This window comes from Chryseobacterium sp. Chry.R1 (assembly GCF_039645525.1).
Classification (GTDB): Bacteria; Bacteroidota; Bacteroidia; order Flavobacteriales; family Weeksellaceae; genus Chryseobacterium; species Chryseobacterium proteolyticum.
In genome coordinates, this window is sequence record NZ_CP151793.1 from 790597 (window position 1) to 808727 (window position 18131).

At 36.1% G+C, this 18131-nt stretch carries 16 protein-coding genes; 12 read left to right on the forward strand and 4 right to left on the reverse strand.

The genetic code is table 11. The features are described 5' to 3' along the window. Positions 1–2 precede the first annotated feature (2 nt). The 3 genes from tgt to AAEU33_RS03720 are packed head-to-tail and all read right to left on the reverse strand — an operon-like array spanning position 3 to position 2271. Entirely contained in the window at positions 3–1133 is a 1131-nt protein-coding gene (gene tgt / locus AAEU33_RS03710; RefSeq protein ID WP_273650430.1) for a tRNA guanosine(34) transglycosylase Tgt, read from the reverse strand. 56 nt (positions 1134–1189) lie between these two features. After that, entirely contained in the window at positions 1190–1558 is a 369-nt protein-coding gene (locus tag AAEU33_RS03715; RefSeq protein WP_172282185.1) for a DUF4296 domain-containing protein, read from the reverse strand. Continuing rightward, positions 1555–2271 (reverse strand): polyprenol monophosphomannose synthase, encoded by a 717-nt coding sequence (locus AAEU33_RS03720; protein WP_345990966.1) that lies wholly within the window; start codon positions 2269–2271, stop codon positions 1555–1557. Before AAEU33_RS03720 ends, AAEU33_RS03715 begins: the two co-directional genes overlap by 4 nt. Between AAEU33_RS03720 and AAEU33_RS03725 the strand changes: the two genes are divergently transcribed. The 5 genes from AAEU33_RS03725 to AAEU33_RS03745 all read left to right on the forward strand — a co-directional run bounded on the left by AAEU33_RS03725 (position 2255) and on the right by AAEU33_RS03745 (position 6747). Beyond that, positions 2255–3016 carry a DUF4271 domain-containing protein gene (locus tag AAEU33_RS03725; RefSeq protein WP_345990967.1) on the forward strand — a complete coding sequence of 254 codons (762 nt, stop codon included), beginning with the start codon at positions 2255–2257 and terminating at the stop codon, positions 3014–3016. The two genes, AAEU33_RS03720 and AAEU33_RS03725, sit on opposite strands and share 17 nt — an antisense overlap. 12 nt (positions 3017–3028) lie before the next feature. Then, entirely contained in the window at positions 3029–3769 is a 741-nt protein-coding gene (locus tag AAEU33_RS03730) for a uroporphyrinogen-III synthase (RefSeq protein WP_172282435.1), read from the forward strand. A 175-nt stretch (positions 3770–3944) separates the two neighbouring features. Then, positions 3945–5987 carry a S9 family peptidase gene (locus tag AAEU33_RS03735; protein ID WP_345990968.1) on the forward strand — a complete coding sequence of 681 codons (2043 nt, stop codon included), beginning with the start codon at positions 3945–3947 and terminating at the stop codon, positions 5985–5987. Between the two features lie 17 nt (positions 5988–6004). Next, positions 6005–6364: a four helix bundle protein gene (locus AAEU33_RS03740; protein ID WP_345990969.1), complete on the forward strand. Its 360-nt coding sequence runs from the start codon at positions 6005–6007 to the stop codon at positions 6362–6364. A 41-nt stretch (positions 6365–6405) separates the two neighbouring features. Beyond that, positions 6406–6747 carry a hypothetical protein gene (locus AAEU33_RS03745; protein WP_172282177.1) on the forward strand — a complete coding sequence of 114 codons (342 nt, stop codon included), beginning with the start codon at positions 6406–6408 and terminating at the stop codon, positions 6745–6747. An 88-nt stretch (positions 6748–6835) separates the two neighbouring features. Here the strand turns inward: AAEU33_RS03745 and AAEU33_RS03750 are convergent, their stop codons facing one another. Continuing rightward, positions 6836–7327 (reverse strand): SRPBCC domain-containing protein, encoded by a 492-nt coding sequence (locus AAEU33_RS03750; RefSeq protein ID WP_172282175.1) that lies wholly within the window; start codon positions 7325–7327, stop codon positions 6836–6838. A gap of 201 nt (positions 7328–7528) precedes the next feature. On the opposite strand from AAEU33_RS03750, the gene AAEU33_RS03755 reads away from it, so the two are divergent. From AAEU33_RS03755 to AAEU33_RS03785, 7 genes are all read left to right on the forward strand, one after another. Beyond that, positions 7529–9076 carry a HAMP domain-containing sensor histidine kinase gene (locus AAEU33_RS03755; RefSeq protein ID WP_345990970.1) on the forward strand — a complete coding sequence of 516 codons (1548 nt, stop codon included), beginning with the start codon at positions 7529–7531 and terminating at the stop codon, positions 9074–9076. A 102-nt stretch (positions 9077–9178) separates the two neighbouring features. Continuing rightward, a complete protein-coding gene (locus AAEU33_RS03760; RefSeq protein WP_007842513.1) occupies positions 9179–9865 on the forward strand; it encodes a response regulator transcription factor in 687 nt (228 codons plus the stop codon). A 78-nt stretch (positions 9866–9943) separates the two neighbouring features. Next, positions 9944–10588 carry a hypothetical protein gene (locus AAEU33_RS03765; protein WP_345990971.1) on the forward strand — a complete coding sequence of 215 codons (645 nt, stop codon included), beginning with the start codon at positions 9944–9946 and terminating at the stop codon, positions 10586–10588. A 91-nt stretch (positions 10589–10679) separates the two neighbouring features. Then, a complete protein-coding gene (locus tag AAEU33_RS03770; protein WP_228457014.1) occupies positions 10680–10970 on the forward strand; it encodes a hypothetical protein in 291 nt (96 codons plus the stop codon). Positions 10971–11038: 68 nt separating this feature from the next. Beyond that, entirely contained in the window at positions 11039–13726 is a 2688-nt protein-coding gene (locus AAEU33_RS03775; RefSeq protein WP_345990972.1) for a TonB-dependent receptor, read from the forward strand. Positions 13727–13983: 257 nt separating this feature from the next. Further along, complete coding sequence (locus AAEU33_RS03780) at positions 13984–14739, forward strand: GntR family transcriptional regulator (protein ID WP_172282165.1); 756 nt, start codon at positions 13984–13986, stop codon at positions 14737–14739. A gap of 65 nt (positions 14740–14804) precedes the next feature. Beyond that, positions 14805–18131 carry a glycoside hydrolase gene (locus AAEU33_RS03785; protein ID WP_345990973.1) on the forward strand — a complete coding sequence of 1109 codons (3327 nt, stop codon included), beginning with the start codon at positions 14805–14807 and terminating at the stop codon, positions 18129–18131.

Below are 18131 nucleotides of genomic sequence, written 5' to 3' on the forward strand. Positions count from 1 at the left end.
TTTTATAATCTTTGTCTGAGAACAGGAATAACAGATTGTTTCCATTCATAGAAATCACCTGCCAAAATATGCTCCCTTGCAACTTTTACCAAATCCAAATAAAAAGCCAGATTGTGGATGGATGCAATCTGCTTGCCTAAATATTCTTTAGAAACAAATAAATGACGAACGTATGCTTTTGAATACTCTTTGTCTACAAAACTTGTCCCAAACTCATCCAAAGGCGAAAAATCACGTTTCCATTTTTCATTCTTCAGGTTCATAACCCCTTGCCAGGTAAAGAGCATGGCATTTCTGGCGTTTCTGGTTGGCATTACGCAATCCATCATATCGATCCCTAATCCGATAGATTCCAAAATATTCCAGGGAGTTCCTACCCCCATAAGATACCTTGGCTTTTCTTTAGGAAGAATATCTGTTACCTCATCTGTAATTCTGTACATTTCTTCTTCAGGTTCTCCCACAGAAAGTCCACCAATTGCGTTTCCTTCAGCACCGGCCTCAGAAATCACCTCTGCAGATATCTTTCTCAAATCGGAATAAGTAGAACCCTGAACAATAGGAAACAATCTCTGTTTATATCCGTAGAGCTCCTGGTTTTCTTCAGTCCAGTCAATACATCTTTTCAACCAACGGTGCGTAAGTTCCATAGATAATTTTGCCTGATTATATTCGCATGGATAAGGAGTACATTCATCAAATGCCATAAAAATATCTGCTCCGATCTGTCTTTGGATTTCCATAGATTTCTCCGGAGTAAAAAGATGATAACTTCCATCGATATGCGACTTGAATTTCACACCTTCCTCAGACATCTTTCTGCTTCCTGAAAGCGAAAAAACCTGAAAACCTCCGGAATCTGTAAGAATAGGAAGATCCCAGTTCATGAATTTATGTAATCCTCCGGCCTCCTGCATAACATCCATTCCCGGACGTAGATAAAGATGGTAGGTATTCCCTAATATGATCTGCGCCTTAATGTCTTCTTTTAATTCTCTCTGGTGAACTGTTTTTACACTGGCAACAGTTCCTACGGGCATAAATATAGGCGTCTGAACCTTACCGTGATCGGTTATAAGTTCACCTGCCCTAGCTTTCCCTTCAGAGGTTTTTTCTATATTAAAAAATTTCATTTGTATATTTTATTAATTCATCATCATTGGTTGATCTCCAACGAATACATTCTACATTAGTTTGATAAAACAGGAGGACTTAAATTCTTCTTGATTTTATCTTTGACATATTGATCTGCTTTCGGATCTTTTTTTAATAATATTTTTTGAGCATCATCAGCAATCCCACTCATCTTTTGCTCTACCACATAATACTTAAAACTTGCAACAAAGTCATCCGGCTTTACATTATGAGTTTTAAGAACAAAGCGGGTTCCGCTTTCCAGATTGGTATTCTGAAACATAAAAGTAGCTTGATCATTGATTGCCAAATCAGCAAGAATCTCTGACATTGTACCCTCAGAAACAAGATTCTTAGGCTTATCAATGTACTTCTTACAGGAAAATACAAGCATCAAAACAAAAAGAAAAATTAATTTTTTCATAATCTGTTAATTAATGATTTCCATTTTAAATTTAAAACCCCAAAAACCGCTTCATGGATAATTCCGCCATTCATTTTACTTTCTCCTAAAATACGGTTGGTAAAAATAATAGGAACTTCTACAATTTTGAAGCCTTTCTTAAATGCCCTGAATTTCATTTCAATCTGAAAACCGTATCCTTTTAATCTTACATTATCCAGGTCTATATTTTCCAGAACCTTTCTTGAAAAACACACAAAGCCTGCCGTTGTATCATGAATAGGCAATCCCAGAATGAACCTCACATACTTTGAGGCAAAATAAGATAGCAAAACCCTGCCCATAGGCCAGTTAACCACATTTACTCCTTTGGAATAACGGGAACCAATAGCCATATCAGTCTGTAAGCAAGCCTCATACAATCTTGGAAGATCATCCGGATTATGGGAGAAATCGGCATCCATTTCAAAAATATAATCATAATTATTTTGAAGGGCCCATTTAAATCCATGGATGTAAGCTTTTCCTAAACCATCTTTCACGTGCCTTACGGATAAATGTAAAGAATGGGGAAACCTTCTTTGAAGCTCCTTTACAATGGTGGCTGTTCCATCCGGTGAAGAGTCGTCCACCACAAGAATATGAAAGTCATCTTCCAATGCAAAAACCGCGGAAATAATATTTTCAATATTTTCCTTTTCGTTATAAGTTGGAATAATGACAAGTTTTTTCATTTCAGTTTGCAAAGATAGTTTATTTAACCTTTTTATTTTATACAAAATATTCTATAATTTTGCAAAAAACAATCGATTGCTATTATCACAAAACTTCGTAAACCATGTAAGGATTCCTGAAAACAATGATTGGGTAATCTTTATATTGCTGGGCTGCATATTTTTGTACCTTTTTATGATGAATATTGTAGAAAGAGGAGCCAATCTAAAAGATTTCCTTCTTCAAAAATATTTTGATGCCAGTAATAATTTAGCAAGCTGGATAATAACTTCCTGTGTGGCCACCCTCACCCTGGCTGTACTTCTATCTCAATACATTCCAATTGTTCCTAAATATATTGCCGACCTACAGATTTTAGGATATCAGATGAACAAATTTGGATATTGTCTATTTGCAATCAGTATTTTTTATTTAATAAAATCAACTTTAGGATTTTTATTTTACCAAAGTATAGGTGACACAAAAAAATGGCTTATTTTTTATTTTACCTCCACTAAATTTTATTTCATTTTGTCTTTTTTACTAATAATTCTGTGTATAACCCACTATTATTTCCCAGTCGACAGAAATAAAATATTTTCTTCCTATTTGATATTCTTTTCTTTTGTGTTTATTTTTAAAGTTTTTTTCTATTTATTTCACAAGAACAAGGTCTTACCTGAAAAATGGTATTATAAATTTTTGTATATTTGCACCCTCCAAATCGCACCATTATTGTTGCTTTGGAAATTGTTATTTTTTTAATAAAAGTCAATGATGAGAATAAAGTCTATATTGGTTTCTCAACCAGCGCCTAGTGAGTCTTCTCCATATTTGGATATAGCGAAGAAGGAAAAAATAAAGATCGATTTCCGTCCGTTCATCCATGTAGAGGGGGTTGACAATAAAGAACTTAGGACACAAAAAATAGATCTTACGCAATATACTGGCATCATCTTTACCAGTAAAAATGCTATAGACCATTACTTCAGATTAGCAGAGGAACTGCGTTTTGCAGTCCCGGATACCATGAGATATATCTGCCAGTCCGAAGCAATTGCTAACTACCTTCAAAAGCACATTGTCTACAGAAAGAGAAAAATCAGCTTTGGGGAGAAAAACTTCTCAGACTTGCTGCCTCTTTTCAAAAAGTTTCCTACAGAAAAATATTTACTGCCTTCTTCAGATGTTTTAAGTCCTGATATCGTTAAAACATTAGATGCGGCAAATATTGACTGGACAAGAGCTATCATGTACAGAACGGTATGCAGTGATCTGAGTGATATCAACATTAAAGATTATGATATGCTGATATTCTTCAGTCCGCAAGGAATTAAGTCGCTTCAAATGAACTTTGAGGATTTTAAACAAGATGAAACCAAAATTGCCGTTTTTGGAAACACGACTTTAAATGCAGCCGAAGAAGCAGGATTGAGAGTAGATGTAATGGCTCCTACCAAGGAAACACCATCTATGACAATGGCACTTGAAAAATATATTAAAAGCCTTCATAAATAGGTTTTAATATTTTACATAAAACAGCCGTCTTTTCGATTAAAGGAAAGATGGCTTTTTTTTAATTACATTTGAACAAGAATTAATATTAAATGAAATGCCTTATTCATATTTCTATAGTGAAAAATTGACATGGCATTCCGCATGATTCACAGACCTATAAAAATCAAACTACCGGATGAAAGCTCCCCAGCCAAAAAAAATAGAAAAAATACTCGAAATACACGGAGACAAAAGAACTGATAATTATTTCTGGCTCAATGAAAGAGAAAATCCCGAAGTCATAGAATACATCGAACAGGAAAATGCTTACGCAGATTTCATGATGAAGGAAACGGAAGATTTTCAGGAAGAGCTTTATGAGGAAATGAAGTCCCGCTATAAAAAAGATGATGAATCACTTCCTTATTTTTTTAATGAATACTGGTACATGGTTCGTTATGAGGAGGGAAAAGAATATCCTATTTTTTGCAGAAAATATAAAACCCTTGACAACCCTGAGGAAATTGTACTCGATGTAAATATCCTTGCTGAAGGAGAAAGCTTTTTCGAAGTTGGAAGTGTTGCAGTAAGCCCGAGTAATAAGATCGCTTCTTTTTCATCTGACAATGTCGGAAGAAGAATATATTCCATCAATTTCAAAAATCTGGAAACAGGAGAAATCCTTTCGGATAAAATAGAAAATACAACCGGGAAGGCAGTCTGGGGAAATGATAACCAACATGTTTTCTACATCAGAAAAGATGAGAGTTTACGTGCGTTCCAGGTATACAGACATCAACTGGGAACTGAGTCATCGGAAGATGTTTTGATCTTCCATGAAAAGGACGATACCTTTGATGTAAATGTCTTTAAGACAAAATCTTTGCAATATATATTCATTGCAAGTTCAAGCACTATCTCTGATGAACACCGGTTCATTCCATCTGATGATGTCTTCGCTGAATGGAAAATTATACAGCCCAGAATAGATGATCTGGAGTACTCCGTTGAGCATTATGAAGATGAATTCTACATCATCACCAATGCTGATGATGCGTTCAATTTTAAGCTTGTAAAAACTAAAATTGACAACTGCGGGATGGAAAACTGGGTAGATGTAATTCCCCACCGTGCTGAAGTCCTGCTTGAAGGGTTCGAAATATTTAAAGACTACCTTGTCCTTGAAGAAAGGGAGCAAGGTTTGTTACAGATAAAGATCATAGACGAAAAAACTCAGGAAGCCTATTATCTTCCTTTCTCAGATCCTACTTACACAGCCTATATTGGAATCAATCTGGAGTTCGATACGGAAATTTTACGATACGGTTATACATCTTTAACCCAACCAAGTTCCACTTACGAATACAACATGAAAAACAAAACCACTGTACTTCTTAAGCAGCAGGAGGTTTTAGGAGGGAAATTTTTCCCTGAAAATTATATCTCGGAGAGAATATGGGCGGATTCAAGAGATGGAAAAACAAAAATTCCTATTTCACTGATTTACCATAAAGACACAGAAAAATCAGAAAATACTCCCCTACTGCTTTATGGATACGGAAGCTATGGGCATACCGTAGATGCCAGCTTTTCAAATGTCAGGTTATCTATTTTGGACAGAGGCTTTATCTATGCAATTGCCCATGTCCGCGGTGGTGAATACCTGGGAAGAGAATGGTATGAAGATGGTAAAATGTTATTTAAAAAGAATACCTTCTTTGATTTTATAGATGCCGCAAAATACCTGATCAAAGAAAACTACACTTCATCCAGGCATCTTTATGCAATGGGAGGAAGTGCCGGAGGATTATTGGTAGGGGCTGTAGTTAACTATGAACCTAACCTGTTTAACGGTATTGTTGCGCAAGTCCCTTTTGTAGATGTGGTAACCACAATGCTGGATGAAACCATCCCATTGACCACAGGAGAATATGACGAATGGGGAAATCCTAATGATGAAGAATATTATCATTATATGAAGGAATATTCCCCGTATGATAACGTAGAAGCGAAAGATTACCCGAATATGCTCATCACCACAGGACTGCATGATTCCCAGGTACAGTATTGGGAACCTGCAAAATGGACTGCCAAGCTGAGAGAACTGAAAACAGACCAGAATCTTTTACTTTTCAAAACCGACATGAGTGCAGGACATGGAGGAGCAAGTGGAAGATTTGAATCATTAAAAGAAGATGCATTAGAATATGCGTTCCTGTTGATGATTGATAAAAGATAATGTATAAACGATAAATAATGGATAATCCGGATTACAATCAAATTTTCGCATTGAAAACAAAACAATTAGCCATTAGTATTATCAATGAATTATCAAATCTACCTTATCAGGAAGCTTTTGCTGTGATCAGAAAGCAAATATATCGCTCTTCTACTTCAATGGCGGCTAATTATAGAGCAATGTGCAGGGCCAGATCACAAGCCGAAAGATATTCAAAAATATCAATCGTGATCGAAGAAACAGATGAAACTCTCTTCTGGCTTGAAATGCTTGAAGAGCTAAACTATGTCAAAAGTGAGACTTTAATAGATTTAAAAATTAGAGCTGAAGAAATTTTAAAAGCAACTTCTTCATATAGAAAGATGTTAAAGACATAGTCTTTCATCATTTATAAACTATCATTTATCATTTATAAATTATGATTAACGAATCCGAATACTGGAAAAAAATAGAACAATTTTTTGAAGATAACTTTCAGACTGAAAAAAATCCTCCCATTGAAACTTTATTGTTTCTTATTGGACTTCAGGAACTTGGAAGTGGTCATCAAAAATATTCAAAAGATGACAAACTCAATATTCTTCATATTGCAGTTTGCAGATTACTGGAGCCCTTTGGCTACTATAAGTTTACGCATTATGAAGATGGATGGCCCCAATTTGATAAATTAGAGGACCTTCCTGAACTCAGAGCTAATGAGCAAACCTTATTAATGAAAAAGGCCATCATCCAATATTTTCAGGATGAGGAGCTTCTTTAAAATTGAAATGTGGCAGTTAATCATTTTAAACTGCCACATTTTCGTTTTTAATATAATTTCTTAATTGTTGAATATATGTCATTCAATATTAATGAACGGCCAAAACTTCGTGAAGTTGACTCAAGCCCATTTTAAATCCTTCTTCAAAGCCCATTTCAAGATGTTTCTTTAAAGCCTCCTGGGATTCGAAATGAATGTTGATTGTTACTTTCGTTCCCTCTTCAATTCCAGTGAATCCGATCAGCCATTGGGCTTGCGGAAAATCATTATTAATATTTCCGTTTTCATCACAAAAAGCATCTATCCCATCGAAGCTTCTGTGTTCCATAATTTCCCCATATTTAAGCTGTCCATACATTTTTTCCCCTTCGGGACCTATCATTGCATAATGCCAGATTCCATTCTCTTTAAAATCCATTTTTACCGTTTCGCATTTCCAGGGTTTTGGAGCCCACCATTGGTCTAATAATTCGGATTTGGTAAAATAATCCCACACTTTTGAAACATCAGCTTTGTAAATAATCATTACATAAATGCTGTTTGCGTCAAAATCTTTGTTAAAAATGATATTTGATTCCATACATAATTATTTTTAACAAACTTACTTCTTTATTTGTAGGTGAGGCTTTTCATAAGACAAGTTATTTTTGATTTATAAAAAAATTGTTAAAAAACATGGTTTTAAGAAAAAAAATACAATTTTTTGGCTCGTTTTTTGTTTATCAAGTCTGAAAACAATTAATTTTAACATTCATCATTCCGAACAACCTAAAACAAGCTAATGAATAATAAATTCATCCCAATAATTTCAGTGTTTATGACAATATCATTGATTGTCTTTGTTACACTCCAATTTTATTGGTTGAAAGGATATTATAATGCTTTAGAACAAGATTTTTCGAATAAAGTCTATGCGGCTTTAGAAAATACAGCAAAAAATATCTCTGAAATTGAAGTGGAAAAGTACCTGAATGAAGATTTTAAAAATTTCAGAAAAAATGTCATTTCCAATAATAATCAACCTTCTTTAACTACGATCCAGCAGGTAGAGGATTCTGGCGCTCAGAGGCAGATTATTTATTCTAAAAATATCATTGAAAAAACACAGCTTCCCATTTCTCAGAAAGGAGACTCATTAAAGCTGACAACCTTATATACGGACGAAGCCGCTTACAAACTGAAAAGAGATACCACCAACCGGGAACTGCTTACGGCTGACATTAATCAGGATATAGAAAGTGGAGATTACTCTATGAAGGAGTTTGCCAAAGTATATGGAAATAACCTTCCGATTACTAAAAGAGTGGATGATGCTATTCTGGATTCTGTTCTTGCCAAAGAACTGAAAATGAAAGGCATTACCGCAAAGTTTGGTTTCGGGATTACTGATAAAAACAATAAACTCACAAGTGTTTTTAACAAAGTATATAAGGAGAAAAAGGATAATAATACATATAGCTATCCCCTTTTTACAGACAAAAAGGACCGTACTTTATACAGCCTGGCATTGGTTTTCCCTAAAAAAGAATATTCCTTAGCCATGAATAACTGGCCGATGCTTTTGGGAACCTTCCTTTCTTTGCTTACGATATTGGGAATCTACATTATCTCCATCAACTATATGATGAGACAAAAGAAACTGGCAGAAATAAAAACGGACTTCATCAATAATATGTCGCATGAGTTCAAAACTCCTTTAGCTACTATTTCCGTTGCTACGGATTCTCTGGCGAATGACAAAATTGCCACTAATCCGGAAAAGGTAAGATATTATTCCAACCTGATCAAGCAGGAAAATCTTCGGATGAAAAAACAGGTGGAGAATGTCCTTAATATGTCGAAGCTTGAAAGAAATGAAGTTAATCTGTTCCTCAAAGAAACCAATGTAAGAGAACTGATCAAAAAAACGACAGAATCATTTAATCTTATTGTAGCACAGAGAAACGGTTCACTTACAGAAGAGTTTACTGCTGACAGATATACTTTTAAGATCGATGAGTTCCATATTTCCAATATGCTGGTGAATTTACTGGATAACGCCAACAAATATTCTCCTGATACTCCGGATATCAAAATCAAAACAAAAAATGAAGGCAACTTCTATGTGATTGAAATTTCCGATAAAGGAATGGGTATGGAAACGCAGAATAAAACTAAAATCTTTGAAAAATTCTTTAGAGAAGAAACGGGAAATATCCATAATGTAAAAGGTCAGGGATTAGGGCTTTCGTACGTTAAAAAAATTGTAGAACTTCATAAGGGCCAGATTATCGTGGAATCACATAAGGGAGAAGGAAGTGTATTCACGATAAAACTTCCCATGACATAGAAAAATAGAGAGGAAGCAATAAAAGATAAACCAAATAACAAATATAAAAGAAGAGAGAGTGAGGAAGTTCATTCTTATTATTAATTTTTAATTTTTAAAATTATGAGCAACAGAATATTATTAGTAGAAGACGATCAGAGTTTCGGAGCTGTTTTGAAAGATTATTTAACCATCAATAATTTTGAAGTAACTCTTGCAACAGATGGAGAGCAGGGGCTCAAGGAATTCACAGAAAATGAATTTGACATTTGTATTTTCGACGTGATGATGCCTAAGAAAGACGGGTTTTCATTGGCAGAAGATGTAAAAAAAATAGATAAAAATACTCCTATCATTTTCCTTACAGCAAGAAATATGAGGGAAGACATCCTGAAAGGATATCAGTTGGGGGCAGATGATTATATTACAAAACCATTTGATACGGAATTACTTTTATACAAGATCAAGGCAATTCTTCAGAGAAGCTCAACCCTGGAAAATGAAGAACAGGAACAGTTTAAGATCAGCAATATTTTCTTTGATTCCATGCTGAGACAATTAAGAGTAGGTGATAAAGAATACAAACTTTCTCCGAAGGAAAATGAATTGCTTAAGCTTCTTTGTATCCACAGAAATGATTTTATGCCAAGAGACCTTGCATTGAGAAAGATCTGGAAAAAGGAAAACTATTTTACTGCAAGAAGTATGGATGTTTATATCGCAAAACTTCGTAAGTTGTTAAAAGATGACGAAGGACTGGAAATTATCAATGTTCACGGAGAAGGATTCAGACTTTTAGTTAAGAATTAATTCCAAAAGAAGATTATAAATATAAAATTAGCAAAACAATTGAAAATGTTTTGCTAATTTTGTTTTATACGATAGGATATGAAAAATATATTTTTAGGTCTTGCTGCTTTTTCTCTGCTTACTGTTTCCTGTAAAAAAGATGAAAGAGCAACTTACATTAAAGAAGAGGCATCCATTCAGCAGCCTTCATTAGCTGTTAATAATACTCCAAAAGCTTCTATTTTAGATCAGGCAGGCATAAAGAGCAATGTGCAACCTGTAAATTCAGCTCCACCTGTTACCGCTCCGGGAATGAATCCACCCCACGGACAACCGGGACACCGTTGTGATATCCCTGTAGGACAGCCATTAAACAGCAAACCGGCTCAGGCCCAGACCACTCAAAATGTTGTGGTAAATAATAATGGATCTCAAACGATACAAATCGATCCCAATTCACTAAAACCAGGAAAATTTACGGTGGATAATAAAACAGGAAAGGCGGTAAAAACTGCTCCGGGCATGAATCCACCTCACGGACAACCGGGACATCGCTGTGATATTCCTGTAGGACAACCTCTCAATAGTAAACCGCTTCCACAGCCTGTTCAAAATGCTGTACAAAACACTCCCGTTTCAGCTCCTGAACAAAGTCTGGCAACTGGTGAGAAACCGAAATTAAACCCCGCTCACGGAGAGCCTTTTCACAATTGTTCTGTAAAAGTAGGTGATCCATTACCATAATTTTTGTAATTTTGCCATCGTGAAGTTATTTCAGATCATAACTCTTATCTTCTGCTTAGGAATTTTCTTGATTCCTAAAGATAACTTCTATATGATGTCAACCCAGCAGACCTGCTGTAAGGCGGACGCTAAAAAAGACGACTGCTGTAAGAACCATCAATCAAAATCATCTAAAGAACACGAAAAATCCAAATCATCTTGCAACGATGATTGCTGTTCAACATGTGTGGCTTGTTTTTCATATATAGAAACTCCTTTTTCCAAAGGTTTTCTATTGGAATTATCATACTATAAAGCCAATAAAAAATTACTTTTCCAATATTGTGATCCTCATCTTTCGGATCGTTTAAAAGAGATTTGGGAACCGCCAAAGCTAGCTTAATTAAAAATACAGCAGGTTCATTAGAGCGCTAATGGACTATTTTTTAATTAATCTAAATTTTAAACAAAATGAAATTATTTATTTCCAGGATAATTCTTGGATTATGCTTATTATCTGCACCCTTTATATTTGCCCAAAATCTTAAAAGCCAGTTTCAGGTAAAAGGAAACTGTGAAATGTGTAAAGAAAGAATAGAAACCTCAGCAAAAAAAGCAGGGGCAAAAGCGGCAAGATATTCTATAGATTCTCAAACTTTAACATTAGAAACAGAAGGAAATGTTTCTCCGGATGACATTCTTAAAAAGGTAGCTGAAGCGGGACACGACAATGAGAAATTCAAAGCTACTGATGAAGTGTATCAAAGTCTTCCTGACTGCTGTCATTACGAGAGAACTCTTCAACCGTCCAATGCAAGTACAAGCACGGTAGTACAAAAATCCAAAGCCGACAATGAATTTTATGTCAAAGGAAATTGTGCATCATGTAAAGCAAGAATTGAAAAAGCAGCAAAAGATGCCGGTGCTACTTCTGCAAATTGGAGCGCTGAGAAACAAACTGTTGTTTTAAACTTTGATGCTTCAAAAACCTCAGCAGATAAAATCTTAAAAAAGATTGCTGATGTAGGCCACGATAACGAAAAGTACAATTCAACCGACAGTGTTTATAATAGTCTTCCCTCATGTTGTCTTTACGACAGAAGTGTAGCGTTGGGAGAAAAAGGACCTAACGTTCATTTTGAAGAAGATGAAAAAACAATGTCCGGTAACAATAATGTATCTGCGGAAAAAGAGAACCACGATCATCATGAAAAAAAGATTGAGGAAGTAAAATTATCCGCGTCGAAAGCTTCAACTTCATTAAGCAAAAACGAAGCAGGCTTAGTTTTTAATATCGACAAAAAGGAATTGTTGAAAGCAGCCTGTTGTAATCTCTCGGAAAGTTTTGAAACAAATGCTACTGTAGATGTTTCCTTCAGTAATGCTGTAACAGGCACGAAACAGCTTAAAATGCTGGGTCTTGATCAGAAATACACCAGCTTAACCAAGGAACTCTTACCGGAGATCAGAGGATTGGCTTCCGCTTATGGGCTGAATTTTATTCCCGGCAGATGGATCGAAAGCATCCAACTTACAAAAGGAGGAAGTACGGTAACCAATGGGTATGAAAGTATTACCGGGCAAATCAATACCGAACTTCTGAAAAATGCCAAAACTCCCGAAACATCACTCAATCTTTTTTCTGATTTCAACGGGAGAGCAGAGGCAAATATAACGAGTGTATCTCCTATTAATGAGAAATGGTCTCAGACTTTCTTATTACATGGAAACGGAACTTTCGGAAATACGGATATGAATAATGACGGATTTCTTGACCGTCCGAAAGGAACACAAATCAATGCAGCATATTTGCTTAATTATAATGACCTGGAAAAATCCGGTTTCGGATCTCACTTCGGAATTAATTTCGTGAAGGATAACAGAACAGCAGGACAGACCGATTTTGATAAAAGGCTGTCTCAGGATAAGCAAAGCCCGTACGGGGTTGGAATTGATATTTCGAGATTTCAGGTATGGAACAAGACCGGATATGTTTTTAAAGGTAAACCTTATCAAAGTATAGGCTGGATGAATCAGTATGTATACCATCAGCAGGATAGCTTTTTCGGGTTGAGAAATTATTCGGGTAAACAGAATACTTTTTATTCCAATTTAATTTTTGAGAGTATTATCGGGAACACGAATCACAAATATAAAGCCGGAGCCAGTTTTATGTATGACGGTTATGATGAAACCTATCTTACTACCCCATACAAAAGAAATGAAATCGTACCTGGAGCTTTTGCAGAATATACTTTAACAGGACTAAAATATACTTTGGTAGCCGGAGCAAGAGTAGACTTCCACAATCTTGCTGGTACACAGTTTACACCAAGGATGAACTTTAAATATGATTTCACTCCACAAACCATTTTAAGGTTGTCAGCAGGAAGAGGTTTCAGAACGGCTTCGGTTTTTGCGGAAAATCAACAGTACTTTGCATCGAACCGAACGATTCAAATTATACAAAATGGCGGAGATATTTACGGATTAAAACCTGAAATTGCATGGAATTACGGAGCAAGTTTACAGCAGGAGTTTAAAATTTTCGGAAGAAAATCTTCCATCGTTGCCGACTTTTTCAGAACAGATTTTCAGAATCAGGTGATGGTTGACCTTGACCGATCTCCACAGCAGCTTGTATTTTATAATTTGGAAGGAAAATCTTTTGCCAATAGTTTACAGATACAGTGGGATTTTATTCCTATTAAAAACTTTGAAGTAAAAGCTGCCTACAAATATTATGACGTTCAGGCAGATTATCTTGACGGAAGAAGGGAAATTCCTTTTATGGCTAAAAATCGCGGATTTGTAAATCTTGCTTATTCTACGAACAAAAGTGATAAGGGTGGCTTCTGGAGTTTTGATACGACTCTGAATTGGGTTGGAAAGCAAAGACTACCGGACACATCGGGCAATCCAACCGAGTTTCAATTACCAGGCTATTCCGAATCTTATGCTATTTTGAATGCACAGATTTCTAGAAATTTCAATAAAAAACTGAGAGCCTATGTTGGAGGCGAAAACTTAACCTCTTACTATCAGAAGAATGCGATCATCGATTTTAAAAATCCTTTCGGGAATTATTTTGATGGTGGAATGCTCTACGCTCCTATTATGAAAGCTAATTTTTATGTAGGTCTGGATGTAACATTCTAAAAATACCGATAAGTTTTTAAATATAATAGGCAGCGTTTTGATTAATGCTGCCTTTATTTTGGAATAAAATTTTATCGATGCTGACAGTTTTTTAAGATTCATACGTGGTTCCTTCTCCGTTGACAAAGGTGAGCTAAAGGCATTAAATGACAATTTTGCAAATCTCCGATTTTGCCATTTTACAAACAAAGAACAAAAAAATACTTAAAAAATCTATTTACATTAAAAATTTTATATATTTACACTTTCTAATATGTATGAACATACCAACCAAAGATTTCACGATAGATCATCATAGTAAACTCCCTCTGCATGTACAGGTAGAAGAACTTTTCCGTAAACTTATCAAGATGGAAGTTTATAAAAAAGGAGCTCTTTTACCTAAGGAAGTTGATCTGGCTAATCTTTGGGGAGTTTCCCGGAACACCATCCGACAGGCAACCAATAAACTGGAACATGAAGGTCTTATTGTACGGAAAAAAGGGGTCGGAACACGTGTGGCTGAAAATAAAAGCCTTACAACAGGATTGGATCATTGGTATAGTTTTACAAGAGAAATGCAGGAGAAAGGTATTCATGTAATTAACCAATTGTTAAAAACAGAAACAGTACAGCCTAATGAAGAAATCTGCCATTTTTTTAACAGTTCACCAGATAAAAAAATATTTAAGCTTTCTAAATTAAAAGGAGAAAATTCCGGTGATCCGATTGTCTATTTTGAAAGCTATTTTCATCCAAGAATAGGCCTGGATAAAAATGATGATTTTGATATGCCATTGTATAGCATGTTGCAGGAGAATCATGGAGTCATAGTACACCGGTCCCGTGAAAATATAAGCGCCTGCCAGGCTGGAGCCGTAATAGGAAAGAAACTAAAAGTACCGGCTGCTTTTCCGGTTCTGAAACGTGAGCGTTTCGTGTATGATATCAATGGAAAGCCGGTAGAATATAATGTGGGATACTACCGTTCTGATAAGTTTACCTATACGATAGATATTAATAAATCTTCTTAGCAGGTTTTATTTTTTTTGACATTAATATGTTCAAACATTCTAACATATAACCAAAAATGAAGTCCATGTACAAGTATTTTCTTTTGCTGATGTCCTTCCTGATGACAGGCAATTTTGTTTATAGTCAAAAAAAAGTTCCTTATTTTGGTAACATACAGTCTACCAACGGTTATGAAAAGGAAATAAGTGGTGAGAATATTGATTATTTCTCTGCATTTCCGGATCATGCAACGAGAGCTTTGCTTACGCGCACAACGGATGGCGCAAAAGCAATTGAGTGGGAAACTGCTCCTGTGCCACAAAAAGGCAATAAGCAATATGTATATTTTAACTGGCTGGTCTCCCATTCTTCGGGAAGCAGTGGAGGTATTCGCCATTTTGACTTGTACATCAACGATCAAAAAGCACTTACTCTCACTACTTATCCCGGAAATAAGTATCCGGACTGGATTTCCAAAGCAGCAGACAGTACTGCATTTGTATTCCACCAGACTAAAATGGACGGCTTAAAAGATTCTTATGGTATTGCGTATCTCAGAGTTCCTGCCAATAAAGTAACTCCGGGAAAACCTTTACGTCTGAAACTTGTAGGACAAGCTCAGGATAGCAGGGACTGGTTCATGACATACAAATTTACCTTCCAGGAGAAAATGGATGCTTCCTCCACTCCTTTCATTTTAAAAGATGGAAAACGTCTTATTACCCTTACTACATTACACTTTGGTCCTGAACAAAAAATTACGGCTAAAATAAACAATAAGAATTCCTTCTCCTTTACTATGCCGGATGGTATTAAAACATTTGACCTTCCTGTAGATCTTGCACCTGAAGGAGGCAGTGTTCAGTTATCAGTTACCTCCGGTAATAAGGAACTTCTCCGTAAAACCATTGAGGCTGGAGCTATCGTTCCCCGCACCTTATATTTCATACATCATTCTCATACAGATGTAGGATATTCCCATTTACAATCTGAAGTGGAAAGGATTCATACTCAAAATATATATGATGCCCTGAAAATGATTGAGAAAACACGGAACTTACCTGAAGAAGCTCGTTTTAAATATAATGTCGAAGCACTATGGGATGTAGAAAACTTTATGCGAAAAGCCACTCCTCAGGATAAACAATTATTTGTAAAAGCAGTAAAAGAAGGAGATATAGGTCTTTCAGCAATGTATGGTAATATTTTAACGGGACTTAGTCAGCCCGAAGAATTATACCATTATACGGAATATGCGAAAAAGCTGGAAAAAGAATATGGATTAAAGATCAACAGTGCCATGATGTCTGATGTTCCCGGCTTTGCCTGGTCATTGGTTCCTGCACTTACTGCATCGGGAGTAAAATATTTTTCCAGTGGCCCCAATTATCTTGGAAAAACCAACCCATATCTTGGAGACCGGGTTGGAAATTTTGTAAAAAACTGGGGAGATAAACCAGTATGGTGGCAATCGCCTTCGGGTAAAGAAAAAATATTATTCTGGACAGCCGGAAGAGGTTATTCTTCATGGCACGGCATCCATCCGGGTGGTGTATTTGAAAACGGGCAAAGAAAGATTGCCGAATATCTTGATGATCTTACCAAAACCAATTATCCTTATGATATGGTACAGTGGCGTTTTAATATTGTTTCTGATAATGGTCCTATAGATCCTTCAATATCAAAGTTTGTAGATGAGTGGAATAAAAAATATATCTCGCCTAAAATTGTTCTCAGTACGAATGAAAAGATGTTTGAAGTTTTTGAAAAGAAATATGGAGATCAGCTTCCAATAGTAAAAGGAGATATCAGTCCGCATTGGGAAGACGGAGCAATGTCTACGGCCAGGGAAGAAGGGATTAACCGAAACAGCAGCCTTAAGCTACAACAGCTGACCACCCTGTACTCAATGCTCAATCCTACTCAATACAACAGCCAAAATTTTTATGAAGCATGGAGAAATGTCATTTTATTTCATGAGCATACCTGGGGAGCCTTTAACAGTATTACTGCTCCTGACCTTCCGTTCGTTAAAGATCAATGGCAGGTAAAAAAGCAGTTTTCTACTGACGGAAGTTCTTTGGCCAACAAACTGGAAGCTGATTTACTAAAGCCTATAACCAATCCTGTATCCAAAACCATTGCAGTTTTCAACACCTCATCATGGTTACGAAGTGGTGCGGTAATTATTCCGGGAACATCATTGGGGAATGCCGTCCAGGATGCATCAGGTCATACTGCTCCTTTACAAAAGATGGAAGACGGAACTATGGTATTCATCGCAAAAGATGTTCCGCCACTAGGGTCAGTAAACTACACCATCATTAAAGCAAAAGTGCCCTCCTCAAAGCCTTTTTCTGCTACTAACAATAGTATTTCTAATGGAAAGGTTGTTTTGACCTGGGATCATAAGACTGGAAGCATTACCCAGTTTACCGATAACAACAATATTAATTATGCAGGAAGTTTTAACAACCAAGGGTTAAACAGTTATTGGTATGTTCCTGGTTCTGATCCAAAGGAAGCTCAATCCAATATGAATGTGCAGGTAAAAGTATTAGAGAATGGACCTGTTATGAGCAAAATCTCTCTAATATCAGAAGCACCGGGTGCTAATAAACTGGAAAGAATTCTTACTTTGTTTGCGGATAGTGATGAAGTAGGATTGGAAAATATTGTGGATAAAAAACCTATACGTACCAAAGAATCGGTTCATTTTGGTTTTCCTTTCAATGCTGAGTTCAAGAACATAACAGTAGATGCAGGTTATGGTATCATGAGGTATCTTACTGATCAGCTTCCCGGTTCCAACATGGATTATTGGTATAGCCGACGATGGATAGATGCTTCTTTTGGACAAAAGGGAATGCAATGGATGGTTTTAGAAGCACCCCTTATTGAAGCTACTGAGATGATCGACGAAAGAATGGTTATTGATAACAGCCACAAAAAATGGAAAGACAAAGGAGCTCCCGGCACTACCAATTGGTTCAGCTATGCGATGAACAACTATTGGCACACCAACTATAAAGCAGATCAGGAAGGTCCTGTGCATTACCGCTATGCTCTACGTCCACATGGATCATTTGATTCAGTAGACAATGAGAAGTATGCGTCTGCTTTTACGCAACCTCTTATTGCCGTTTCTGTCGATGAAAAATTCAAAGTTGGCGGAAGTCTTTTCAAAGTTGGCAATGACAAAATTGTTGTGACAAGTGTAACACCACAAGAAGATCACAGCTTTATTATAAGACTATACAATCCAGACGAGCGGGAACAGACAACAACATTTGCCTGGGAAAAGCTAAAACCATCTCAGCTTATTGATGTAAAAACAGGTAAAACAATAACACCTGACGAAAAACTTAGTTTATCAGGAATGGATGTTATTGAAATTAAACTTATTCCTTAA